This window comes from Pseudidiomarina terrestris (assembly GCF_030466405.1).
Taxonomy (GTDB): Bacteria; Pseudomonadota; Gammaproteobacteria; order Enterobacterales; family Alteromonadaceae; genus Pseudidiomarina; species Pseudidiomarina terrestris.
This window is the reverse complement of sequence record NZ_JAGGJF010000003.1, coordinates 326,678-345,214: the sequence shown is the minus strand read 5'-3', so window position 1 is coordinate 345,214 and position 18,537 is coordinate 326,678. Positions and strand designations below refer to the sequence as shown.

The following is an 18,537-nucleotide window of genomic DNA, read 5'->3' as shown; positions in this document are numbered from 1 at the left end:
CTGAACCCGTGACTACTTTGCGACTGTTGCGAGCTCGGCCCGCATCGCACTGATCACTTGCGCGTAATCTGGCTGATTAAAAATCGCAGATCCGGCGACGAACATATCGGCGCCCGCAGCCGCGATCTCTGCGATATTCTCTGTTTTCACGCCACCGTCGATTTCCAGGCGGATCGGCATGCCACTGGCATCGATGCGTTGCCGTGCTTCGCGCAGCTTATCCAGGGTTGCCGGGATAAACTTCTGGCCACCGAAGCCGGGGTTCACCGACATCAACAAAATCACGTCAACCTTGTCCATGACATAGTCGAGATAATGTAATGGCGTCGCCGGGTTAAATACCAACCCCGCCTGGCAGCCATGGTCACGAATCTGTTGCAGGCAGCGGTCGACATGGGTTGCGGCCTCGGGATGAAAGCTAATAATTGAAGCGCCGGCGGCAGCGAACTCGTCAATCATACGTTCAACCGGCTGCACCATCAGATGCACGTCGATTGGCGCAGTGACGCCATGCTCACGCAAAGCCTTACAAACCATAGGACCAATGGTCAGATTCGGCACAAAATGATTATCCATCACATCAAAGTGAACGACATCTGCGCCAGCCTTCAAAACTGCGTCCACTTCATCGCCCAGCCGGGCAAAATTAGCCGATAAGATTGATGGGGCAATAAGAAAGTCTGTCATGCTGATTCCCGTTAGCTTTAAAGTTGCGTGTATGCATGCTTAGAAAGTGCACTAGTGTACCAGAGAGACCCGCGCTTGCCAGTTAAAAAAATGAGCCAAATCGCTTGGCAAGGCAGGCTTAAAGCTGGTAGATTGTACGATATTCATGCAAACAACGACGACGTCCGCAAGTCAGGAGTTTCCAAATGCAGTTACGTCTGCAATTACAGCGCCAGCGTAAACGGGTTGCCAGTGGCTTTGTTGTCGCTAGCCTGATGCTGGGTGCCGTACTCTTTACTGATGTGGGTCAGTCGGCGTTAACTGCATCCGAGAAAGACTGTCAGAAATTGTTACAGAATTCAGAACAACCTGAAGTTATGCAGCAGTGCGCCAACCGCATCATGCAAAATGAATTATCCTGGAGCTCATGGTTTTCTGGCCACAGCCGCTCTACTCAGTTCCACTTTCTCGATCTCTTCGAACTTCTTTTCAGTGACTCCAGGCAAGACCAAAGCGACTACAGCAGTAATAAGAAAGTAAGCCTGAGCTAACCATGCCGAAGATGAAAGACTCCAAACCGAGCGTGTTCACAGTGGTGTTCAGCGTTCTCGCGGCGCTTTTTGGTGTGCAAAGCGAAGAAAACCGCCAACGCGACTTCAGCAAGGGGCATCCCGGCCTCTTTATCGGCATTGGCGTGTTCTTTATTGTGCTATTCGTGGTGACCTTATTGCTAATCGTCAACTGGGTACTCCCTTAAAGGGGAGTACCAGCATGTTCCAGGGACGTGATCCCTGAATGACTCAATAAGGCTTCAACTTGCGGCTCGCGACCGCGAAACTCTTTAAACAGCTGCATTGCCTCACGCGAACCACCGCGCTCCAGAATCGCCTCCAGGAAATCCCTGCCGACGTCGTAATTAAAAATACCTTCCTCTTCAAAACGACTAAAAGCATCTGCCGACAGCACTTCAGCCCACTTGTAACTGTAATATCCCGCGGCATAGCCGCCGGCAAAAATATGGCCAAAACCATGTTGAAAACGATTGTATGCCGGTGGTTTCCTTACTGCGACCTGATCGCGCACGGTGTCCAGCACCGCTTGTATCTGATCACCTTGCGCGGGATCGTAATCGCGGTGGATGCGCAGATCAAACAGGCTAAACTCCAACTGACGAACCATTTGCATCGCCGACTGGAAATTGCGTGCTGCGAGCATCTTATTAAGCAGATCTTCAGGTAACGGGTCACCGGTTTCGTAATGGCCTGATATCACAGCCAGAGCTTCCGGTTCCCAGCACCAGTTTTCCAAAAACTGTGACGGCAACTCGACCGCATCCCAGGCTACCCCGTTGATGCCCGATACTCCTGCAACATCAACTTTGGTGAGCATGTGGTGCAGGCCGTGACCAAACTCATGGAACAGGGTCAATACTTCATCGTGGGTGAACAGCGCTGGCTTGTCACCTACAGGTTTATTGAAGTTACAGGTCAGGTAAGCAATCGGAAATTGCAGTTTGTTGGCACTGTCGACACGACGCACCGCACATTCAGCCATCCAGGCGCCACCACGTTTACCATTGCGGGCATAGAGATCAAGATAAAAGCTACCGCGGAGCTCGCCCTTGCTGTCGCCAATGACAAAATAACGCAGGTTATCGTGATAACGCGACGGTGGCGTCTGCTCCTCAACGTTAATTCCAAACAAACGCTCGACCACAGTGAACAAGCCTTTTAATACTTGCTCTTCGGGAAAGTAGGGACGCAACTCTTCGTCCGAGATTGCATACTTCTGCTGCTTGAGCTTCTCACTGAAGTAGGCCACATCCCAGGCTTCCAGCTGGTTGATGCCATAGTCACTCTGCGCAAAGTCGAGAACTTCCTGATAATCTGCGTGAGCCTGCGGCAAAGACCGCTCGGCCAGATCCATGAGAAATTGCTCTACCTGGTCGGCCGATTCCGCCATCTTGGTCGCCAGGCTGAGTTCAGCATAGTCGCGGAAACCTAACAGTTGCGCGAGTTCGTGTCGCAGCGCCAGTGTTTCAGCCATAACAGCTGTATTATCAAACTCCCCTGCTTGCGGGCCCTGATCGGACGCACGCGTAGTAAACGCCTGGTACATGACTTTGCGTAATTCTGCATCATCGGCGTACATCATCACCGGCAGGTAGCTGGGCATGGCCAGTGTAAAACGCCAGCCTTGCTGGTCATTTTCCGCAGCGGCACTCGCGGCCGCGTCGACGGCACTTTCGGGTAAACCGCTCAAACGTTGCTCATCGGTCACCAGATAGTGCCAACCATCGGTGGCATCGAGTAAGTGGTTACTGAACGTGGAGGCAAGGTCCGATAAGCGCGTCTGGATTTCTGCATAGCGCTTTTTTTTGTCCTCTGGCAGAGCAATACCGGACAGTTCAAAATCGCGCAGGGTATCGTCAATCACTTTGCGCTGAGCTTCCGACAAGGTCGCGTAGTCGTCACTTGCTTTGAGCGCCTGAAAAGCTTTAAACAAACCCTGATGCTGTCCGACAAAGGTGCCGTAGTCGCTGAGCATAGGCAGGCACGTATCGTGCGCTTCACGGAGCTCAACAGAACTCACCACGGCATTAAGATGCGCCACCGGAGACCAACTGCGCTCCAATAGATCGTCTTGATCTTCTAAAGGCGCTACCAAGCCTTTCCAGCTGAAATCCTTTTGCTCGAGAACCTTTTCGATGGTCGCTTTACACGCAGCAATGCGCGCTTCGATTGCAGGTACAATGTGCTCGGGTTTGATCTCTTCAAACGGCGGTAGTCGATACTCGCTCAATAAAGGGTTTTGACTCATTCGGCTTCCTCTTGAATAATGCGCTGTGTAACTACTTTAATGTAGATCTTAGGCCAAAGCGTAGTTTTTCAAGGTCGCAGTTTAAATAACAATGGGAAATCATCATGAATTTAGCTTACATGTGGTCACGCAAGATGCGTCATGGAATGGCCGCAGCCATACTTGTTACCGGCCTGTCTGCTTGCAGCAGTTTGCCGGGCGAAGCGCCAGCAGTGACACAGCAGACCGCGGTCGATGGCGAACGCTTAAGCCTCGAGGCACTCTACAACACTGACACCTATCAGGCGCGTGGCGTGCCTCCTACGCGCTGGCTTGCCGATGGCAGCGGTTATACCACACTGGAAAACAGCGCCGAAGGCGAAGGTCGTGAGTTAGTCCGTTACCATCCGGGTACACAAGAGCGCACTGTTTTAATCAGCGCCACTGAGCTAACGCCAACCGGCATGGATACTCCCTTGCATGTGGCCGATTACCATTGGTCGAATGCCGGCGACAAGCTGTTGATCTTCACTAATACCAAGCGTTCATGGCGGACCCACACGCTGGGCGATTACTGGGTTTTCGATCTGCAAGCGCGCTCGCTGACTCAGCTCGGTACCTTTGCTGATGCGTCCACCTTGCAGTTCGCTAAGTTCGATCCCGCAGCAGAACGTGTCGCCTACGTAATGCAGAATAATATCTACGTTGAACGTCTGCGTGATGGCCGCATTACCCAACTGACCCACGATGGCAGTGACACTATTGTTAACGGCACCTTTGACTGGGTCAACGAAGAAGAGTTTTTCTTACGGGATGGCTTCCGCTGGAGCCCGGACGGTAAAGAGATCGCCTATTGGCAATTGGATACCTCAGGTACCCCAGTGTTCACCATGATCAACAACACCGACGAGCTTTATCCGACGTTAAAGACCTTCCCTTACCCGAAAGTCGGTGAAATCAATGCGTCCATGCGGATCGGCGTTATGTCAGCTGATACCGGCGAAACCACCTGGATGAAGGTGCCGGGTGACCCGCGTCAGCATTATCTGGTACGCATGCAATGGGCAGGTAACTCTGAGCAATTATTTATCCAGCAACTGACCCGCTCGCAGGCGGTCAATCGCGCGTTTTTAGCCGATGCCGATTCTGGGGCCGTCACCGAAGTGGTCCGTGAAACCACCGACAGCTGGGCTGAGTACGTTGATGACGTTATGTTCCTTGATGGTGGCGACAGCTTTACCTGGTTGAGCGAACGCAGTGGCTATCGCCACATTTACCGGGTGGATCGGGATACCGGTCGCCTGACGGCAATCACCCGCGGCAACTGGGATGTTGTCGAAGTGCTGCAGATCAATGAACAGCAGGGCTGGGTCTACTTTATTGCTTCACCCGAGACGCCTCTGGAGCGCTATCTGTTCCGTGCCGCGCTCGATGGCAGCAGCAAACTGGAGCGTCTTACGCCTGCCCAGGCCGGCACTCACAGCTACCAGCTTTCCGCTAATGCTGACTATGCAGTACACACTTATTCGAGTGTCACTCAGATGCCACAAGTCGATATGATCAGTCTGCCCCAGCACCAGCGTATCCGCTTGATCAAAGACAACGGCGAAGCGCAGTCGGCGTTGAACGAGCTGGCCCGTGGTAGCTTTGAGTTTTTCCAGGTTCGCGCTCAGGATGGGCTGCAGCTTGACGGTTTTATTATGAAGCCGGTTAATTTTGATCCGAACAAAAACTACCCGATTCTGTTCTATGTGTACGGCGAACCCTGGGGACAAACCGTCAGCAACAGTTGGGGCGGTGAGCGCTTTTTGTGGCACACCTATTTAACTCAACAGGGGTATATCGTTGCTTCCATCGATAACCGTGGTACCAAGTCGCCGCGCGGGTTCGACTGGCGTCGTTCCATTTATAAAAACCTTGGGGTAGTGACTGTGCGCGATCAACACGATGCCCTCCAGGCCATGCTGGACCGCTGGTCATTTATTGATGAAGAACGGGTCGGCATCTGGGGTCACAGTGGTGGCGGGTCGCAAACGCTGAACGCCTTGTTCCGCTACCCGGACGCCTACGATGTTGGCATAGCACTGGCACCAGTACCTGACTTGACGTTGTACGACACCATCTATCAGGAGCGCTATTCAGGACTGTTACCTGAAGCCGCTGAACGCTACCGTGAAACTTCAGCCATCACCCATGCGGACAACCTGCAGGGCGACTTGTTGCTGGTGCACGGCACCGGCGACGACAATGTCCATTTTCAGGGATCAGAACGGTTAGTAAATGAACTGATCAAGCATGGTAAACAGTTCGAGTTTTTTGCCTATCCGAACCGTACCCACGGCATTCGTGAAGGGGAAGGAACTACGTTGCACCTGCGTACCATGATGACCGATTTCCTGCGTGAGCACCTACCTGCAGGTGCCCGTTAGTCGGGGTAATCAAGATAAGCTTCGTTCAACACGGTCATGCCGTGTTGACGAAGCCACTGCTCAGCAGCTTCATAGTCGTCTGAATACCTTGCCACCAGCGTCCAGAAACTTTTACTGTGGTTAAATTCAGCCAGGTGGCAAAGCTCATGAATCACCACGTTGCGCACGACCCACTCGGGCGCCAGCCATAACTTCCAGGAAAACTTCAACTCCCCCTTCCGGCTGCAATGGCCCCACTTGCTGGAGAAATTGCCCACCTCCCAACTGCTAGGCTGCAATGGATGGTCAGCGGGCCAGTCTCGGAAAAAGTCATCCAACCAGGCTTTAGCCTGCTGCTGGTACCAGGCACGAATCATACCTTTCGGCTCTTTGGCCGGATTGGAGCGAGCTGTCACGGTCGCAATCAGCGCGTTCTCTTCGCAGTCGCAATTTTTGCGGGTCGCTGTCACTATCTGTAACTCTAACGGACGGCCCAACCAGCGCAGTCGTTCTCCCGTTTGCCAGAGACGCGGCTGCAAATTCGCCAGCTGTTGTTGTTGCCGCTGCAAGTGCTTTTGTATCCAATCTTCTTTACTGGCGACGAACTGCTGTATTTTAGCCGCTGAGAGTCTCCAGGGCGCATGGATCTGCACCTGGCCATCGCGAACTTTAATCGCGACCGAGCGGCGATTCTTACTGCGATGGATGGGATAGATTAAGCTCATCGTTTTTTTCATCTCGCTTTCACTGCCGCTTGCGTTGCACACTCGTTCTTTTTGGGCGATCATACCGCCTTCAATTGAATCACAGATTAGCACGTAACAGGAGCACAACGCATGACCCGACATTACGATTATCTAGCCATTGGCGCAGGAAGTGGTGGTATTGCCTCAGCCAACCGCGCAGCGATTCGCGGTGCAAAGGCTGCCGTTATCGAAGCGAAAGCCGTTGGTGGAACCTGCGTGAATGTTGGTTGCGTGCCGAAAAAAGTCATGTGGTACGGTGCCCATATTGCTGAAGCACTGAAGTACAGCGAAGCCTATGGTTTCGATATTCAGCAAAACGGCTTCGATTGGAAAACCTTAGTACGTAACCGCGAAGCCTACATTGAACGCATCCATGGTGGCTACAAACGCGGTTTTGAGAGCAACGGCGTGGAATACATCGAAGGCTTCGCGCGCTTCGTTGACAAAAATACCGTCGAAGTGAACGGCGAACAGATCACTGCTAAACACATCACCATTGCCGTTGGCGGCCGGGCCATCGTGCCCTCTTGTGAAGGCGCCGAGTACGGTATCGATTCCGACGGTTTCTTTGCCCTGGAAGAGCGTCCGAATAAAGCTGTGGTAGTCGGTGCCGGTTATATCGCCGTAGAAATTGCTGGTGTTTTGCATGCTTTAGGTAGTGATAGTCATCTGTTGGTCCGGCGCGACCGTCCGTTGCGTTATTTTGATGAAGATATTACTGAGGCTTTGCTCGAACGTCTTGAGCTTGATGGCCCCAGCCTGCATACCAACACTGTCGTAGCCAAAGTGGTCAAGACCGACAAGGGTTTGTTGAACGTCCATACCGAGTCCGGTGACGTTATCGAAGATGTGGATTGTCTGGTCTGGGCAATCGGCCGTGAGCCAGCTACTGACAAGATTAATCTGGAGGCTGCAGGTGTTGAGGTGGATCCGGTCGGGTTTGTGCGCACCGACAAATACCAGAACACCAATGTTGAGGGTATATATGCGGTGGGCGACATCACCGGTGAAGCACAACTTACGCCGGTAGCAATTAAAGCCGGGCGTCTGCTTGCTGAGCGTCTGTTCAACCCTGAGCTTGCCGATGCTCATATGGATTACACCCAGATCCCAACAATTGTGTTCAGCCACCCGCCGATCGGCACCGTGGGCCTGACCGAAGTCGAAGCCGTAGCCAAATATGGTGAAGGGAACGTTAAGGTCTATCGCTCCAAGTTCGCCGCCATGTATAACGCCGTGACCCCACACCGGGCGCTGAGCACCTTCAAGCTAGTGTGCACCGGTGAGGAAGAAAAGGTGGTCGGCATTCATGGTATCGGTGAGGGCATGGACGAAATATTACAGGGGTTTGCCGTGGCACTGAAAATGGGTGCAACCAAGGCAGATTTCGATGCCACCGTGGCCTTACACCCAACCAGTGCAGAGGAATTTGTTACCCTGCGTTAATGACACAGCCAGAATAAGCAACGAGTTCAGGGGCGCCGCAGATGAAAACAATCGGAGTTATTGGAGGCATGAGCTGGGAGTCGACTGCGGTCTACTACCGTCTGCTTAACCAATACACCCGCAACAGCTGTGGCGGCCACCACTCGGCTAAACTCGTGCTGTTCAGCGTCGATTTCGCCGAAATTGAAGCACTGCAACGGGCGGGGGACTGGACGCAAACAGCCATTATTCTCCGCCAGGCGGCGCAAGCTCTGGAAGCCGCGGGTGCTGACATGGTCCTGATCGCAACCAATACCATGCATAAAGTAGCTGATGAAGTTCAGGCAGGCATCGGTGTTCCACTTTTGCACATTATCGACGCTCTGGCCGAGGCAATTCGAAGCAACAATCATGGGACAGTCGGGCTGTTAGGCACGCGCTTTACCATGGAGCAGGACTTTTATCGGCAGCGTCTGGAACAGCACGGTATCACTGTGTTGACGCCCCCCTCCGCCGCACGGCAGTTTATTCACGCGTGTATCTTTGACGAACTCTGTCAGGGCAAGTTTAACGTCGCCGCCAAACAGCGTTTTCTCGCCGTCTGCGAAGAACTGGCCGAACGCGGTGCCGAGGGAGTGATTCTGGGCTGTACCGAAATCGGTCTGCTGCTGAATCAAAACGATACCTTGATCAAACTTTACGACACCACCGAGATCCATGCCGCGGCCGCCATCAAGGCTGCGCTGCAGGATACGCGGTAAACTCGGCTAGGACCGGCGGCGCGGCTTACGCTCAGCGGCTGCGGCATCGACCGTCATCGAGACAATCCGCGACAGATGACTGTACGGCAATCCGGTTTCTTCATGCCATTGATTAAAAGCCTGTTGTGCCTGCCGCATACCGCGCTTGCTGGTTGGCGAGGCGTCCATCAGATTATGGTTTTTTAATGCCGTCACCACATCCGCCGATAGCACAAAGCCATCCCAGCCAACGCGCCTTAGAAAGTGTTGTGCAGTTGCGCCAGCAAGGCGCGCGCCGTTGACCTTGAAGTAGTCAAGTAAGCCAGCCTGATCGGATGAAGGCCAGTGGGCAAGAAAATTGCCGAAGCTGCCATGCTCTTCTGCCACCTCTACAATCATGCGCGCGTTCACCGGCACCGTTTCAATTTTCTGCCAGTTACGTACGATGCGTGGATCATCGGCAAGCTGCTCCAGACGCTCTGGCGGCACCTGTTGCCAGTAAAGCGGCACAAAGCCGCTAAATGCTGCCTGGAAATCCGCCCACTTGTTATCAATAATTCGCCACACAAAGCCTGCCCGAAAAATCCCCCGGGTCATCTCCGCCAGGTAGAAAGCATCATCGTATTCGGTGAGGCGCTGTTTGGGATGCACCTGTGGCAGTCGTTGCTCTAGCTCAGTCGCGCCCTTGCGCGCTCGTGCACGCTCTTGAAAGTAATCAAATTTCATCGGATTTGCTCAGTCAATTGTCGTATACTCACTAGCTTAGCTAACCATCTCTGTGCTAGTTTCACAATAGCGCTTTTATTTCTCATTCATACTGCAGGCCGCAATGTTTTTACTGATTGTTTTCGCCTTTGTCGCTGTCGGAATTTCATTTCTGTGCTCGATACTGGAGGCAGCGTTACTCTCGATCACACCAAGTTACATCGCTCAGCTGCGGACCGACCGCCCGCGGCTGCATGATCAGTTGCAACAACTGAAGTCGACAATTGATCGCCCGCTGGCGGCAATTTTAACATTAAACACTATTGCTCACACCGTCGGTGCCGCCGGTGTTGGTGCGCAAGTCGGCGTGGTATTTGGCGACGGCTATCTTGCCATCGCCTCGGCGGTAATGACTCTGGTCATCCTGGTGCTTTCTGAGATCATCCCGAAGACCATCGGCGCTAAGTTCTGGCGCGGCCTGGCCCCTGCGTTACCGCCCATGCTCAACACCATGATTATCGCGCTCAAGCCTTTTATCTGGGCGTCGGATCAGATCACTAAACGTATCGGCGGTAATGCCCACGACATCGATATCCGCGCTGAAATAAAAGCATTGGCGATTGTCGGCCACGAGCAAAAAGCAATTGATGCCGATGAAAAACGCGTCATCAGTAATATCCTCGATCTGCATGCGATAAAGGTCAGCAAGGCAATGACCCCACGCATGGTTTGCGAAGCCGTCCGTCCCGACAGCACCGTCGGCGAGTTCCTCGAGCAAGTGAAAGCCATGCCTTACTCGCGGTTTCCGGTGATTGATGATGACGAAATACCGCACGGTATTATTTTGCGTAATGAAGCTTTGCAATCGCACCGGGACGAGAAAGTCAGCAATCTGGCGCGTGAGGTCGAAGTACTGAGCCCCAGCATTGATTTAGAAACTGCGCTGACACGGTTTTTAGAGGCCAGGAAGCATATGGCGGTGGTGTTTGATGAGCATGGTACCTGGCTCGGTCTCATCACTTTAGAGGACATTATTGAAACCATCCTGGGGCAGCCCATTATGGATGAAACCGATACCATTCCAAGCCTGCGGCGCTATGCCAAGCAGCGCTGGGGGAAACGGGTAAAGCCTGAGTAGTTATGATAGAGAAACGATGCCCCATTCACTTTTAACTTATACGGATCAGTCTGCCCATCACCAGTCACAGTTATTGCGCGCTGTGCTGAAGATTATCGCGCTGTTCTCGGTCATTATCGGTAGCATTAACGTCTTCGTTTTTGCCAGCTACGATACCGCCCTGTTTAATTATGTGAGCTTTGCGGTCGCATCCGGATTACTGCTCTATTTTCGTAATCATCGGCAGCTAATACTCACCTCGTGGTTAGCCTGCGCCGCAGTCATTTTTAATGTGATGGTGTTCATTCATCTGGCAAATGGCCAGAACTACGCCATCCTCTGGGTCATGATCATCCCCCCCATTGTCTTTTTCCTGCTCGGCCGGAAGCTAGGCGCCTGGATTACCGGCCTGCTATTCCTTTATGTCATCGCCTTTATGGCCATCCAAATTCAGCAGCCCATGCCCCGCGCACTCGGTCTGGGCGCCCTGCTTAATATTATTGAGGTCTGTGTCGCGCTCTGGTTCTTGTTCCGGTTTTATGAAGGCTCGCGTGAGTCTGCCTATCGTGAATTAGAAATTCAGTCTGTGACCGATAAATTGACCGGCCTGTACAACCGCATCAAGTTAGACTCAGTGGTGGCAATGCAACACCGTCAGCTGGGAACCGGGCAAGTTTCGCATTCAACCGTGGTCATCGCCGATATCGATAACTTTAAAGCGATCAATGACAGTCTCGGCCACATTAAAGGCGATGAAGTTCTGCGCCATGCTGCGCAATTGTTGCGCGACTTTACCCGTAATGATGGCCTCGTCGGCCGCTGGGGGGGCGAAGAGTTCATGCTGATACTGCCAGGCTATACTCTGGAGCAAGCGAAGCTCTACAGTGAGCGGTTACGCCAGTATATTGCCGATAATGAGACCGCTTTTGGGCAAACCCTGACCATGAGCTTTGGCGTTGCCGCGCTGCATCCCAAAAAGTCATTCGAGCACACCTTTATTGAGGCTGATCGTGCGCTCTACCGTGCCAAAGAAGAGGGCCGCAATTGTGTCCGTGTGAGTAACGATTAGATTTTGTTACAAAGCTATTGCCTTTCTTAGCAAGGAATACTGCCAAACGAGCCTCAGCCGTTCTACACTGGTGTGATTAGTTTTCTAAACTCGCCATTCTTAAGAGAGAACATTTTATGAAGCGTATCGTTCTGACCAGTGCCATCAGCCTGGCACTGCTTGCCGGTTGTGGTAGCCAGACCAACACCACGGCAGAAACCACAACCGCCGTGCATCAGCAAACAGCAGCCGAGGTCATCAAATCTCCTAATGATGACCGTGCTTATAAAACCATTGTCCTGCCCAATCAGCTTGAGGTGATGTTGATATCCGACCCAGGTACGGAAAAATCAGCCGCCGCGCTTAGTGTTGGCGTCGGGTTGTTGCACGACCCAATGACCCAGCAGGGTATGGCTCACTACCTGGAGCACATGCTGTTTCTGGGCACAGAACGTTACCCTGACACCAAAGGTTACTCCTCTTTTATGACCGCCAATGGCGGTAGCCGCAACGCGTCCACCTGGCTCGATATCACCAACTACATGTTTAGCATTAATAATGATGCAGTGAATGAAGCCTTGGATCGGTTCTCAGATTTCTTTAAAGCGCCGATGCTTTACCCGGAGTACACCGATAAAGAAAAGAACGCGGTCAACGCTGAGTGGTCCATGCGTCGCGAGATGGACTTTTTCGGTCAATTCAAACTGGCCCGTAACCTGCTTGGCGATCACCCCGCAAACCGTTTCTTAATTGGTAATCTGGAGTCTTTAGGTGATAAAGAAGGGAGCAACCTGCACGCAGAAACCGTTGCTTTCTATGAGCAGTATTACTCCGCCAATATTATGAAAGTTGCCCTGCTGGGGAATAAATCTCTGGCTGAGCTTGAAAAGATGGCGGTCCAGCACTTTAGTTCGATAGAGAATGATGCCATTCCAGAGCCAGAAGTCACCGCTAAAATTGATTTTTCAGAAGTCGGCGGTAAACGCATTCACTACGTGCCTAATCAGGACGTAAAACAATTACGTCTCGAGTTCATTATTGACGATAACAGCGACCAGTTTGCCGTTAAACCTAATCGCTTTATTACCTACCTGCTGGGTTCGGAAATGCCCGGTGCCCCTGCTTATGAGCTGAAAAAGCTTGGTCTTATTTCGAGTCTGAATGCGTCTGCCAGCCCCACCTACTATGGTAATTACGGTGTTCTGCAAATTGACGTCAACCTGACCGATACAGGTATGCAAAAACGCGACGAAATCACTGCTGTGTTAATGAATTACATCGACCTTATCAAGCGCGATGGTGTCGACAAAAAATACTACAGTGAGATCAAAACCAGTCTTGCCAATCAATTCCGTTTTCTGGAAAAGACTGACGAATTCGGTTACGTCTCTAACCTTGCTGCGGCCATGCAAGAAGTGCCCGCTGAAATGGCGATCGCAGCCCCCTTCCATTATGAACGCTTCGATGCAGAAGCGATTCGTGACGTGCTAGCGCAGCTGACCCCCGAGCGACTGCGGGTATGGTATGTGAGCAAGCAGGAGCCTCATGATAGTGAGCTGTATTATTACGACGGGAAATACCAGGTCGTAACCATTTCAGCAGACGAGAAAATGCGCTGGCAGGCGGAGCCGATGGTCGATCTTGAACTGCCTGCGGTCAATCGCATGTTGCCCGAAAACTTTGCCGTTGTCGCCGAGCAAAAACGCGAGAAACCCGAAGTTGTCATCGACAACGAAAAGGTAACCGTCTGGCATTACCCGAGCCAGGATTTCGCGGACCAGCCGCGCGGCTTACTCGAAATTAATATGAACAGTGCAGCACCCTTGCAATCCGCAAAAGCTGATGTGCTGTTGTCGCTGTGGAGCAGTCTGTATGCACTGGAACAAAGTGCCCTAGCAACCGAAGCTGGCATTGCCGGAATGCAGCTTCGCCTGTCCGCAGGTACCGGCTTGACCATGCGCATCGGGGGTTTTACCGATAAACAGCCCCTGCTGCTGGAGCGCGCGCTGAACGGACTCATCGTTGATGTTGAGCCACAGAGCTTTGCTCAGGCTGTCGACCGCTATGTTCGGGGACTGAACAACCAGGGTCAACAATTCCCGTTTTATCAGGCCTTCGGTGCCTACAATAAATTGATTCGTGAAGGTAATTACAACACCAGTACCTTGATCGAAACAGCGAAGTCGTTGACCGCCACCGATCTGCAAGTCTTCATGAACGAGTTTCTCACTCAGCATGAGTTACGCGTCTTCGCCTTTGGTAATTACGATACCGCGGCGCTCGACACTGTCGTCGCCACGCTGGATTCTGCGTTGCCGGCAGCAAGCGCTGACACGTCTTACACTATGGCAGCTTTCTGGCAACCTGAAGCTGAGAAGCATCTGGTATGGCAGGAAGATATCGCTGTCGCTGACGTGGGCCTAATTGATGTGCATGTGAATTTGACACCAGGCTATGCGACCTATGCTGCAGCGTCGGTACTCAAAGATCATTTCAGCAATATTGCCTTTGACCGGTTACGCACAGAAGAGCAGCTGGCTTATGCTGTGGGCGGTACTGCAGTGCGCATTGACGATTACACCGGCTTTGCGATGTACATTCAAACGCCTGTTAAAGACGTCGCAGCAATGCAGGAACGCTTCGATGCCTTTAAAACAGAGTATGCGGCTGAGCTGGAGAAAATGACTCAGGCGGAGTTTGAGCAATTGAAAAGCAGTCTCCTGCTAAGCCTGAATGAGCCACCGAAAAACCTGCAGGAAGAACTGGGGCCACTCTTATCGGACTGGTACCGCGAAGATTACAGTTTTGACAGCAAGCAGCAATTGATTGATGCTGTTGAAGAAGTGACGCTGGCAGATATCAAAGCTTTCTACCAGGACACCATGCAGAACGAAGCAGCGGCTCGCGTCAGCGTGCAAATGCGAGGCACTAAGTTTGCCGACCAGCCTTTCGCTGACTTTGACACGCAAACTCTGGTGAAAGAGCTCTCTGACTTTCATGCGCAAATGAAAAAGCAGTAGCCCGATAAACCGACTACTGCTTGTTTAATACAAGCGCGAGGGGTGGCAAATGCCAGCCTTCGCGCTTTTTTTTTGCGTGCTTAGTCGATATGTTTACGACTCTTGCCATCTTTAACTTCGACGGGTTGACGCATCGGTTTCGGCTCCGGGCGCGGCTTCGGCTCAAAGCGTGGCTGCTGACGAACGACCGGCTGACTTGGCTTCGGCTCAAAGCGCGGCTGCTGGCGAACGACCGGCTGACTTGGCTTCGGCTCAAAGCGCGGCTGCTGACGTACGACCGGCTGACTTGGCTTCGGCTCAAAGCGCGGCTGCTGCCTGACCACAGGTTGGTTGGCCTTACGCTCAAAGATCGGCTGCTGACGCATAACAGGCTCGCTTGGCTTTTGCTCCACGCGTCCTGGTTGCTTGGCAATCGGGCCACGCTCTTCAATTCGACGCATCCTTGGCTGAGCTTCAGCTTCGAGCAGACGACGGCGTACCTCCACTTGCGGCGGACGCTTATCTTTTACTGGCGTGCCAACAACCCTGCCAGGCTCTTCTTTATGATGTCGTAGCGGCGGGTTTTCGACCAGCTCGGCGTGGCGATATTCAACATTGCGGCGATGGCGCGGATCATGACGCCAGCGATCACCGTCACCTGGTCTTGGCCGGTAACGATCATCTCGGCGGTGATTGCGCTCGCGCTCATGGTAATGGTGGTGATGCACCACTACGTAGCGACTTGGCCAGTAGAAATCACTAAAGAAATACCAGTGCGGTACATGGTACGAGAGCGACCAGTGAACACCGCTGCCCACGCGAAATGTAACGCCCGGGCGACCCCAGTACACCGGCGGAGTTCTATGCCACCAGGGACCGTAAACGTAACGAGTATCGTAAACCGGCACATAAATATACTCACGGCGCACGGTTTCGATGCGAATGGTGCGCGCTTCTCGTGCCACCGAGACATGTTCGTCGCTACGAAGGTTACCGGCGATATAGGCGCGATCACGCAGCACCTGAATGCTGGCCAGAACTTCTTCTTGCTGCGCAATAAAAGCTTCGCCCAGCGCCTGGGTCCACTCCAAATTTTCACTCATCTGTTTGAGCACATCAGGGGTTGCAACCAGCGCCTTGACGCTGGGGTCCCAGTTTTCTTCATCTGCGCGGGCGAGCGCTTGCTCGGGTGCCAGATGATCATGGCGGCTAACCCAGCGCTCGGCCTGGACCACTTCCAGTGGGTAGGTCGCAGCAATTAAGATATGCGACAGTAAGCTGTCCGGGTATAGGGCGACAGGCGCCAGCATGCGGTCAAGATCCGCTTGTGTATAGACGCCATTGGTCGTGCTTACCGAATAGCTTTGTGATTCAGCATGCGCAGTGGAAATTGCTGTACAGCCAACCGAGGTTGCCAGTGCTATAGAAAGCACACTGAATTTTAATAAAGGCAATTTCGCCGGATTGAATTTAAACATCGTAACACCTCCGTTTGGCAGACAGGTTTTAGACTGTCAGTAAGAGTATAGACGAGTCGTGGCGTGAATAAGTGACAGGAGCAATGTAAAGAATGTACAAAGAAAAACACCGCTCGAGTGAGCGGTGTTTCTTAAGAGTGGCAACTAATTACTTAATACCGAGCTCTTTCAGCAGGTTATCGGCACCGTCTACGACTTCCATCTGCCATAACATGAAGCGACTGTCGACCTGGATTGAACGGGTATTATCAATATTGAAATCCCAGTCAGAGATAATGGAATCCAGCGTCCCGTCAAAAGCCAAACCGACAAGTTCTGCTTTACCGTTGAGCACAGCAGAACCTGAGTTGCCTCCGGTAATATCAAGAGTAGCCAGGTAGTTCACCGGTACCGAGTCCAGACTTTCAACATAGTAGTCGGCGTAGTTTTCATTCTTGATCGCATCCAACTGAGCTTGTGGGGCGTTAAACTCACCTTCACCTGTCGCTTTTTGCTGGATACCGCGCAACGTCGTAAAGGCCGTCCAGGCAGTACCATCATAAGTACCGTGATCACGGCCGGTGACTGTGCCATAAGTGACCCGAAGCGTACTATTAGCATCAGGGTAGACAGCTTCACCTTGTTGACGCATGAACGCAATCTTGGCCCGCATGTAGTTCGCGTAAGCAGCCTGGATCTGACCTGCTAACTCTTCCGCTTTATCCTGCTCGGCTTGCTGCTGTGGATACAATGCCACAGCCGCCTGCACGAAAACGTCATTACTATCGGCAAACTGGCTCGGCGTTGCTTCCAGCAGCGCGTTACGAACATCGAGCTCGCTCAGATCTGTCTCTGCATACCAGCGCGCAATCAGATCTCGCAGCTCTGCGTCAGACATTTCCGCTTGCAATCCCAGCGCATTATCGAAGATCGCATCACGTTGCTCGGCCGGCGTCTGCAAATAATTTTTCAGGTTGTAAAAATCGAGCGCCATTTCCACACTCGCGTCATAACTCCGGTCAAAGCCAGCCACATAAGCTTCAAAGCGCGGCAAGTCACGTTCCTGATAGCCCGCCTCACGCTCGGCATCAGGTTTCACTTGTTCCTGGCTTAATTTATAGAGTACTGAGGCCATTCCCAATAAGCGCGGTGTCGCCAATGAACGGTAATAGTCGTCACGTTCACCGGCATGGCGTTCGGCAAGCAGCTGCTCAATCGCTTGCAGATCCTCTGCATAGGCAGCACCGTTTTCAGCGCTGCTGCTGACCCACTCTTTTAAGGCTTGATGTTCGGCTTGTTTACGCTGTAAAAGGTCAGAGTTGGCAAAACTGTCGAGCATGCCCTGACGATTTTTCAGGTAATTATTTAATCCCGCAACGCGGCTTGCATATTTAAGCTCAGCGTCTTTATTGTCTTCGGTCTGTGCCGCAATGATGTCCAGGTTATCGCGGAAACGTTCCACGGTATTGGGATAACTCCAGGTAAAGGTATTTTCGACTTCACTTGGCAGGCGGTGACGGTTGGTTCGGCCCGGATACCCTAGGGCCATGACGAAGTCACCTTCATCCAATGCTTCGCTGGCAATAGTTAGGTGATGTTCCGGCTGATAAGGCACGTTCTCTTCAGCAAATTCAGCAGACTCTCCTGCCGGGCTTACATAAGCCCGATAGAACGAGTAGTCACCGGTGTGACGCGGCCACATCCAGTTGTCAGTATCGCCGCCGAACTTACCTACACCTTCAGCTGGTGCGTGAACCAGACGCACGTCTTTGATTTCTAACTGCTTGATCAGATAGTACTCAAGACCACCATAGAATGACGACACCGAGCAACGGTGCCCTGCGTCTTCTTCGCATTGCGCCACAATACGCTTGTAGTTCTCTTCAATGGCATCGACGCGGTCTTTGCCAGTCAGCTTTGCAGTTTCAGCATCAATGACCTGAGTGGTGACATTCTCCACAGCTTTGGTGACGTAAATACGTGAGCCGGGTGCCGCTGCCACTTCCTCATCCATAGTCGCGGCCAAAAAGCCGTTCGCTAATAAATCATTCTCGGGCGTGGAGTTGTAAGCAATGCTGTTGTAAACACAGTGGTGATTAGTAACAACCAGCCCTTGCGGTGAGACAAAGGAGGCGGAACACCCGCCTAAGCTGACGACGGCTCCCATAGGGAACTCGGTTAATTGGGTCAGCTCATTTGGATCCAGTTCAAGACCCGCTGCTTTAAGTTTATCCGCGATTTCTGGCAGCTGCTGCGGCATCCACATGCCTTCATCAGCAACGGCCACTGAGCTCACCAGAGCCAATGCAATAAGTGACTTTTTCATTCTTTTTCTCGTTTTTTTAGATAAATACCAGAAGGTTATTTGCTGCAGTCATCATTGCCGTTACCGGTCTGAAAGTCAATCTTTGCCTGTGCTGAAGCGCG

At 52.4% G+C, this 18,537-nt stretch carries 14 protein-coding genes; 8 read left to right on the top strand and 6 right to left on the bottom strand.

Annotated features, from left to right (window positions below):
• Nucleotides 1-12: 12 nt before the first annotated feature.
• Nucleotides 13-687, bottom strand: a complete 675-nt coding sequence (gene rpe, locus J6J34_RS08405; protein WP_301898865.1) for a ribulose-phosphate 3-epimerase — start codon at nucleotides 685-687, stop codon at nucleotides 13-15.
• 185 nt (nucleotides 688-872) lie between these two features.
• On the opposite strand from rpe, the gene J6J34_RS08400 reads away from it, so the two are divergent.
• Together J6J34_RS08400 and J6J34_RS08395 are read left to right on the top strand one after the other, a co-directional pair.
• Nucleotides 873-1,217 (top strand): hypothetical protein, encoded by a 345-nt coding sequence (locus tag J6J34_RS08400; RefSeq protein WP_301835400.1) that lies wholly within the window; start codon nucleotides 873-875, stop codon nucleotides 1,215-1,217.
• A gap of 11 nt (nucleotides 1,218-1,228) precedes the next feature.
• Nucleotides 1,229-1,423 (top strand): DUF2970 domain-containing protein, encoded by a 195-nt coding sequence (locus J6J34_RS08395; protein WP_301898864.1) that lies wholly within the window; start codon nucleotides 1,229-1,231, stop codon nucleotides 1,421-1,423.
• Here the strand turns inward: J6J34_RS08395 and prlC are convergent.
• Complete coding sequence (prlC, locus tag J6J34_RS08390) at nucleotides 1,420-3,486, bottom strand: oligopeptidase A (RefSeq protein ID WP_301898863.1); 2,067 nt, start codon at nucleotides 3,484-3,486, stop codon at nucleotides 1,420-1,422. The two genes, J6J34_RS08395 and prlC, sit on opposite strands and share 4 nt — an antisense overlap.
• A 104-nt stretch (nucleotides 3,487-3,590) precedes the next feature.
• On the opposite strand from prlC, the gene J6J34_RS08385 reads away from it, so the two are divergent.
• Nucleotides 3,591-5,894 carry a S9 family peptidase gene (locus J6J34_RS08385; protein ID WP_301898862.1) on the top strand — a complete coding sequence of 768 codons (2,304 nt, stop codon included), beginning with the start codon at nucleotides 3,591-3,593 and terminating at the stop codon, nucleotides 5,892-5,894.
• Here J6J34_RS08385 and J6J34_RS08380 read toward each other — a convergent pair.
• Entirely contained in the window at nucleotides 5,891-6,598 is a 708-nt protein-coding gene (locus J6J34_RS08380; RefSeq protein ID WP_301721176.1) for a M48 family metallopeptidase, read from the bottom strand. The two genes, J6J34_RS08385 and J6J34_RS08380, sit on opposite strands and share 4 nt — an antisense overlap.
• Nucleotides 6,599-6,709: 111 nt before the next feature.
• On the opposite strand from J6J34_RS08380, the gene gorA reads away from it, so the two are divergent.
• A complete protein-coding gene (gene gorA, locus J6J34_RS08375) occupies nucleotides 6,710-8,065 on the top strand; it encodes a glutathione-disulfide reductase (RefSeq protein ID WP_301721177.1) in 1,356 nt (451 codons plus the stop codon).
• Between the two features lie 41 nt (nucleotides 8,066-8,106).
• Nucleotides 8,107-8,805, top strand: coding sequence for an aspartate/glutamate racemase family protein (locus J6J34_RS08370; protein ID WP_301774740.1), 699 nt, complete (start codon nucleotides 8,107-8,109; stop codon nucleotides 8,803-8,805).
• Between the two features lie 6 nt (nucleotides 8,806-8,811).
• Here J6J34_RS08370 and J6J34_RS08365 read toward each other — a convergent pair whose 3' ends face one another.
• The gene (locus tag J6J34_RS08365) at nucleotides 8,812-9,510 is read right to left on the bottom strand and encodes a DNA-3-methyladenine glycosylase I (RefSeq protein ID WP_301774739.1); all 699 of its coding nucleotides are present in this window, start codon (nucleotides 9,508-9,510) and stop codon (nucleotides 8,812-8,814) included.
• Between the two features lie 103 nt (nucleotides 9,511-9,613).
• On the opposite strand from J6J34_RS08365, the gene J6J34_RS08360 reads away from it, so the two are divergent.
• From J6J34_RS08360 to J6J34_RS08350, 3 genes are all read left to right on the top strand, one after another.
• Entirely contained in the window at nucleotides 9,614-10,627 is a 1,014-nt protein-coding gene (locus J6J34_RS08360) for a CNNM domain-containing protein (protein WP_301774738.1), read from the top strand.
• Between the two features lie 16 nt (nucleotides 10,628-10,643).
• On the top strand, nucleotides 10,644-11,675 hold the full coding sequence (locus tag J6J34_RS08355) for a GGDEF domain-containing protein (RefSeq protein ID WP_301898861.1): 1,032 nt from the start codon (nucleotides 10,644-10,646) through the stop codon (nucleotides 11,673-11,675).
• A gap of 116 nt (nucleotides 11,676-11,791) precedes the next feature.
• Entirely contained in the window at nucleotides 11,792-14,674 is a 2,883-nt protein-coding gene (locus J6J34_RS08350) for an insulinase family protein (protein ID WP_301774736.1), read from the top strand.
• Between the two features lie 80 nt (nucleotides 14,675-14,754).
• On the opposite strand, the gene J6J34_RS08345 is transcribed toward J6J34_RS08350, so the two are convergent.
• Both J6J34_RS08345 and J6J34_RS08340 read right to left on the bottom strand, forming a co-directional pair.
• Nucleotides 14,755-16,131 carry a DUF3300 domain-containing protein gene (locus J6J34_RS08345; RefSeq protein WP_301721183.1) on the bottom strand — a complete coding sequence of 459 codons (1,377 nt, stop codon included), beginning with the start codon at nucleotides 16,129-16,131 and terminating at the stop codon, nucleotides 14,755-14,757.
• Between the two features lie 148 nt (nucleotides 16,132-16,279).
• Nucleotides 16,280-18,436: a S46 family peptidase gene (locus J6J34_RS08340; RefSeq protein ID WP_301774735.1), complete on the bottom strand. Its 2,157-nt coding sequence runs from the start codon at nucleotides 18,434-18,436 to the stop codon at nucleotides 16,280-16,282.
• Nucleotides 18,437-18,537: the final 101 nt, after the last annotated feature.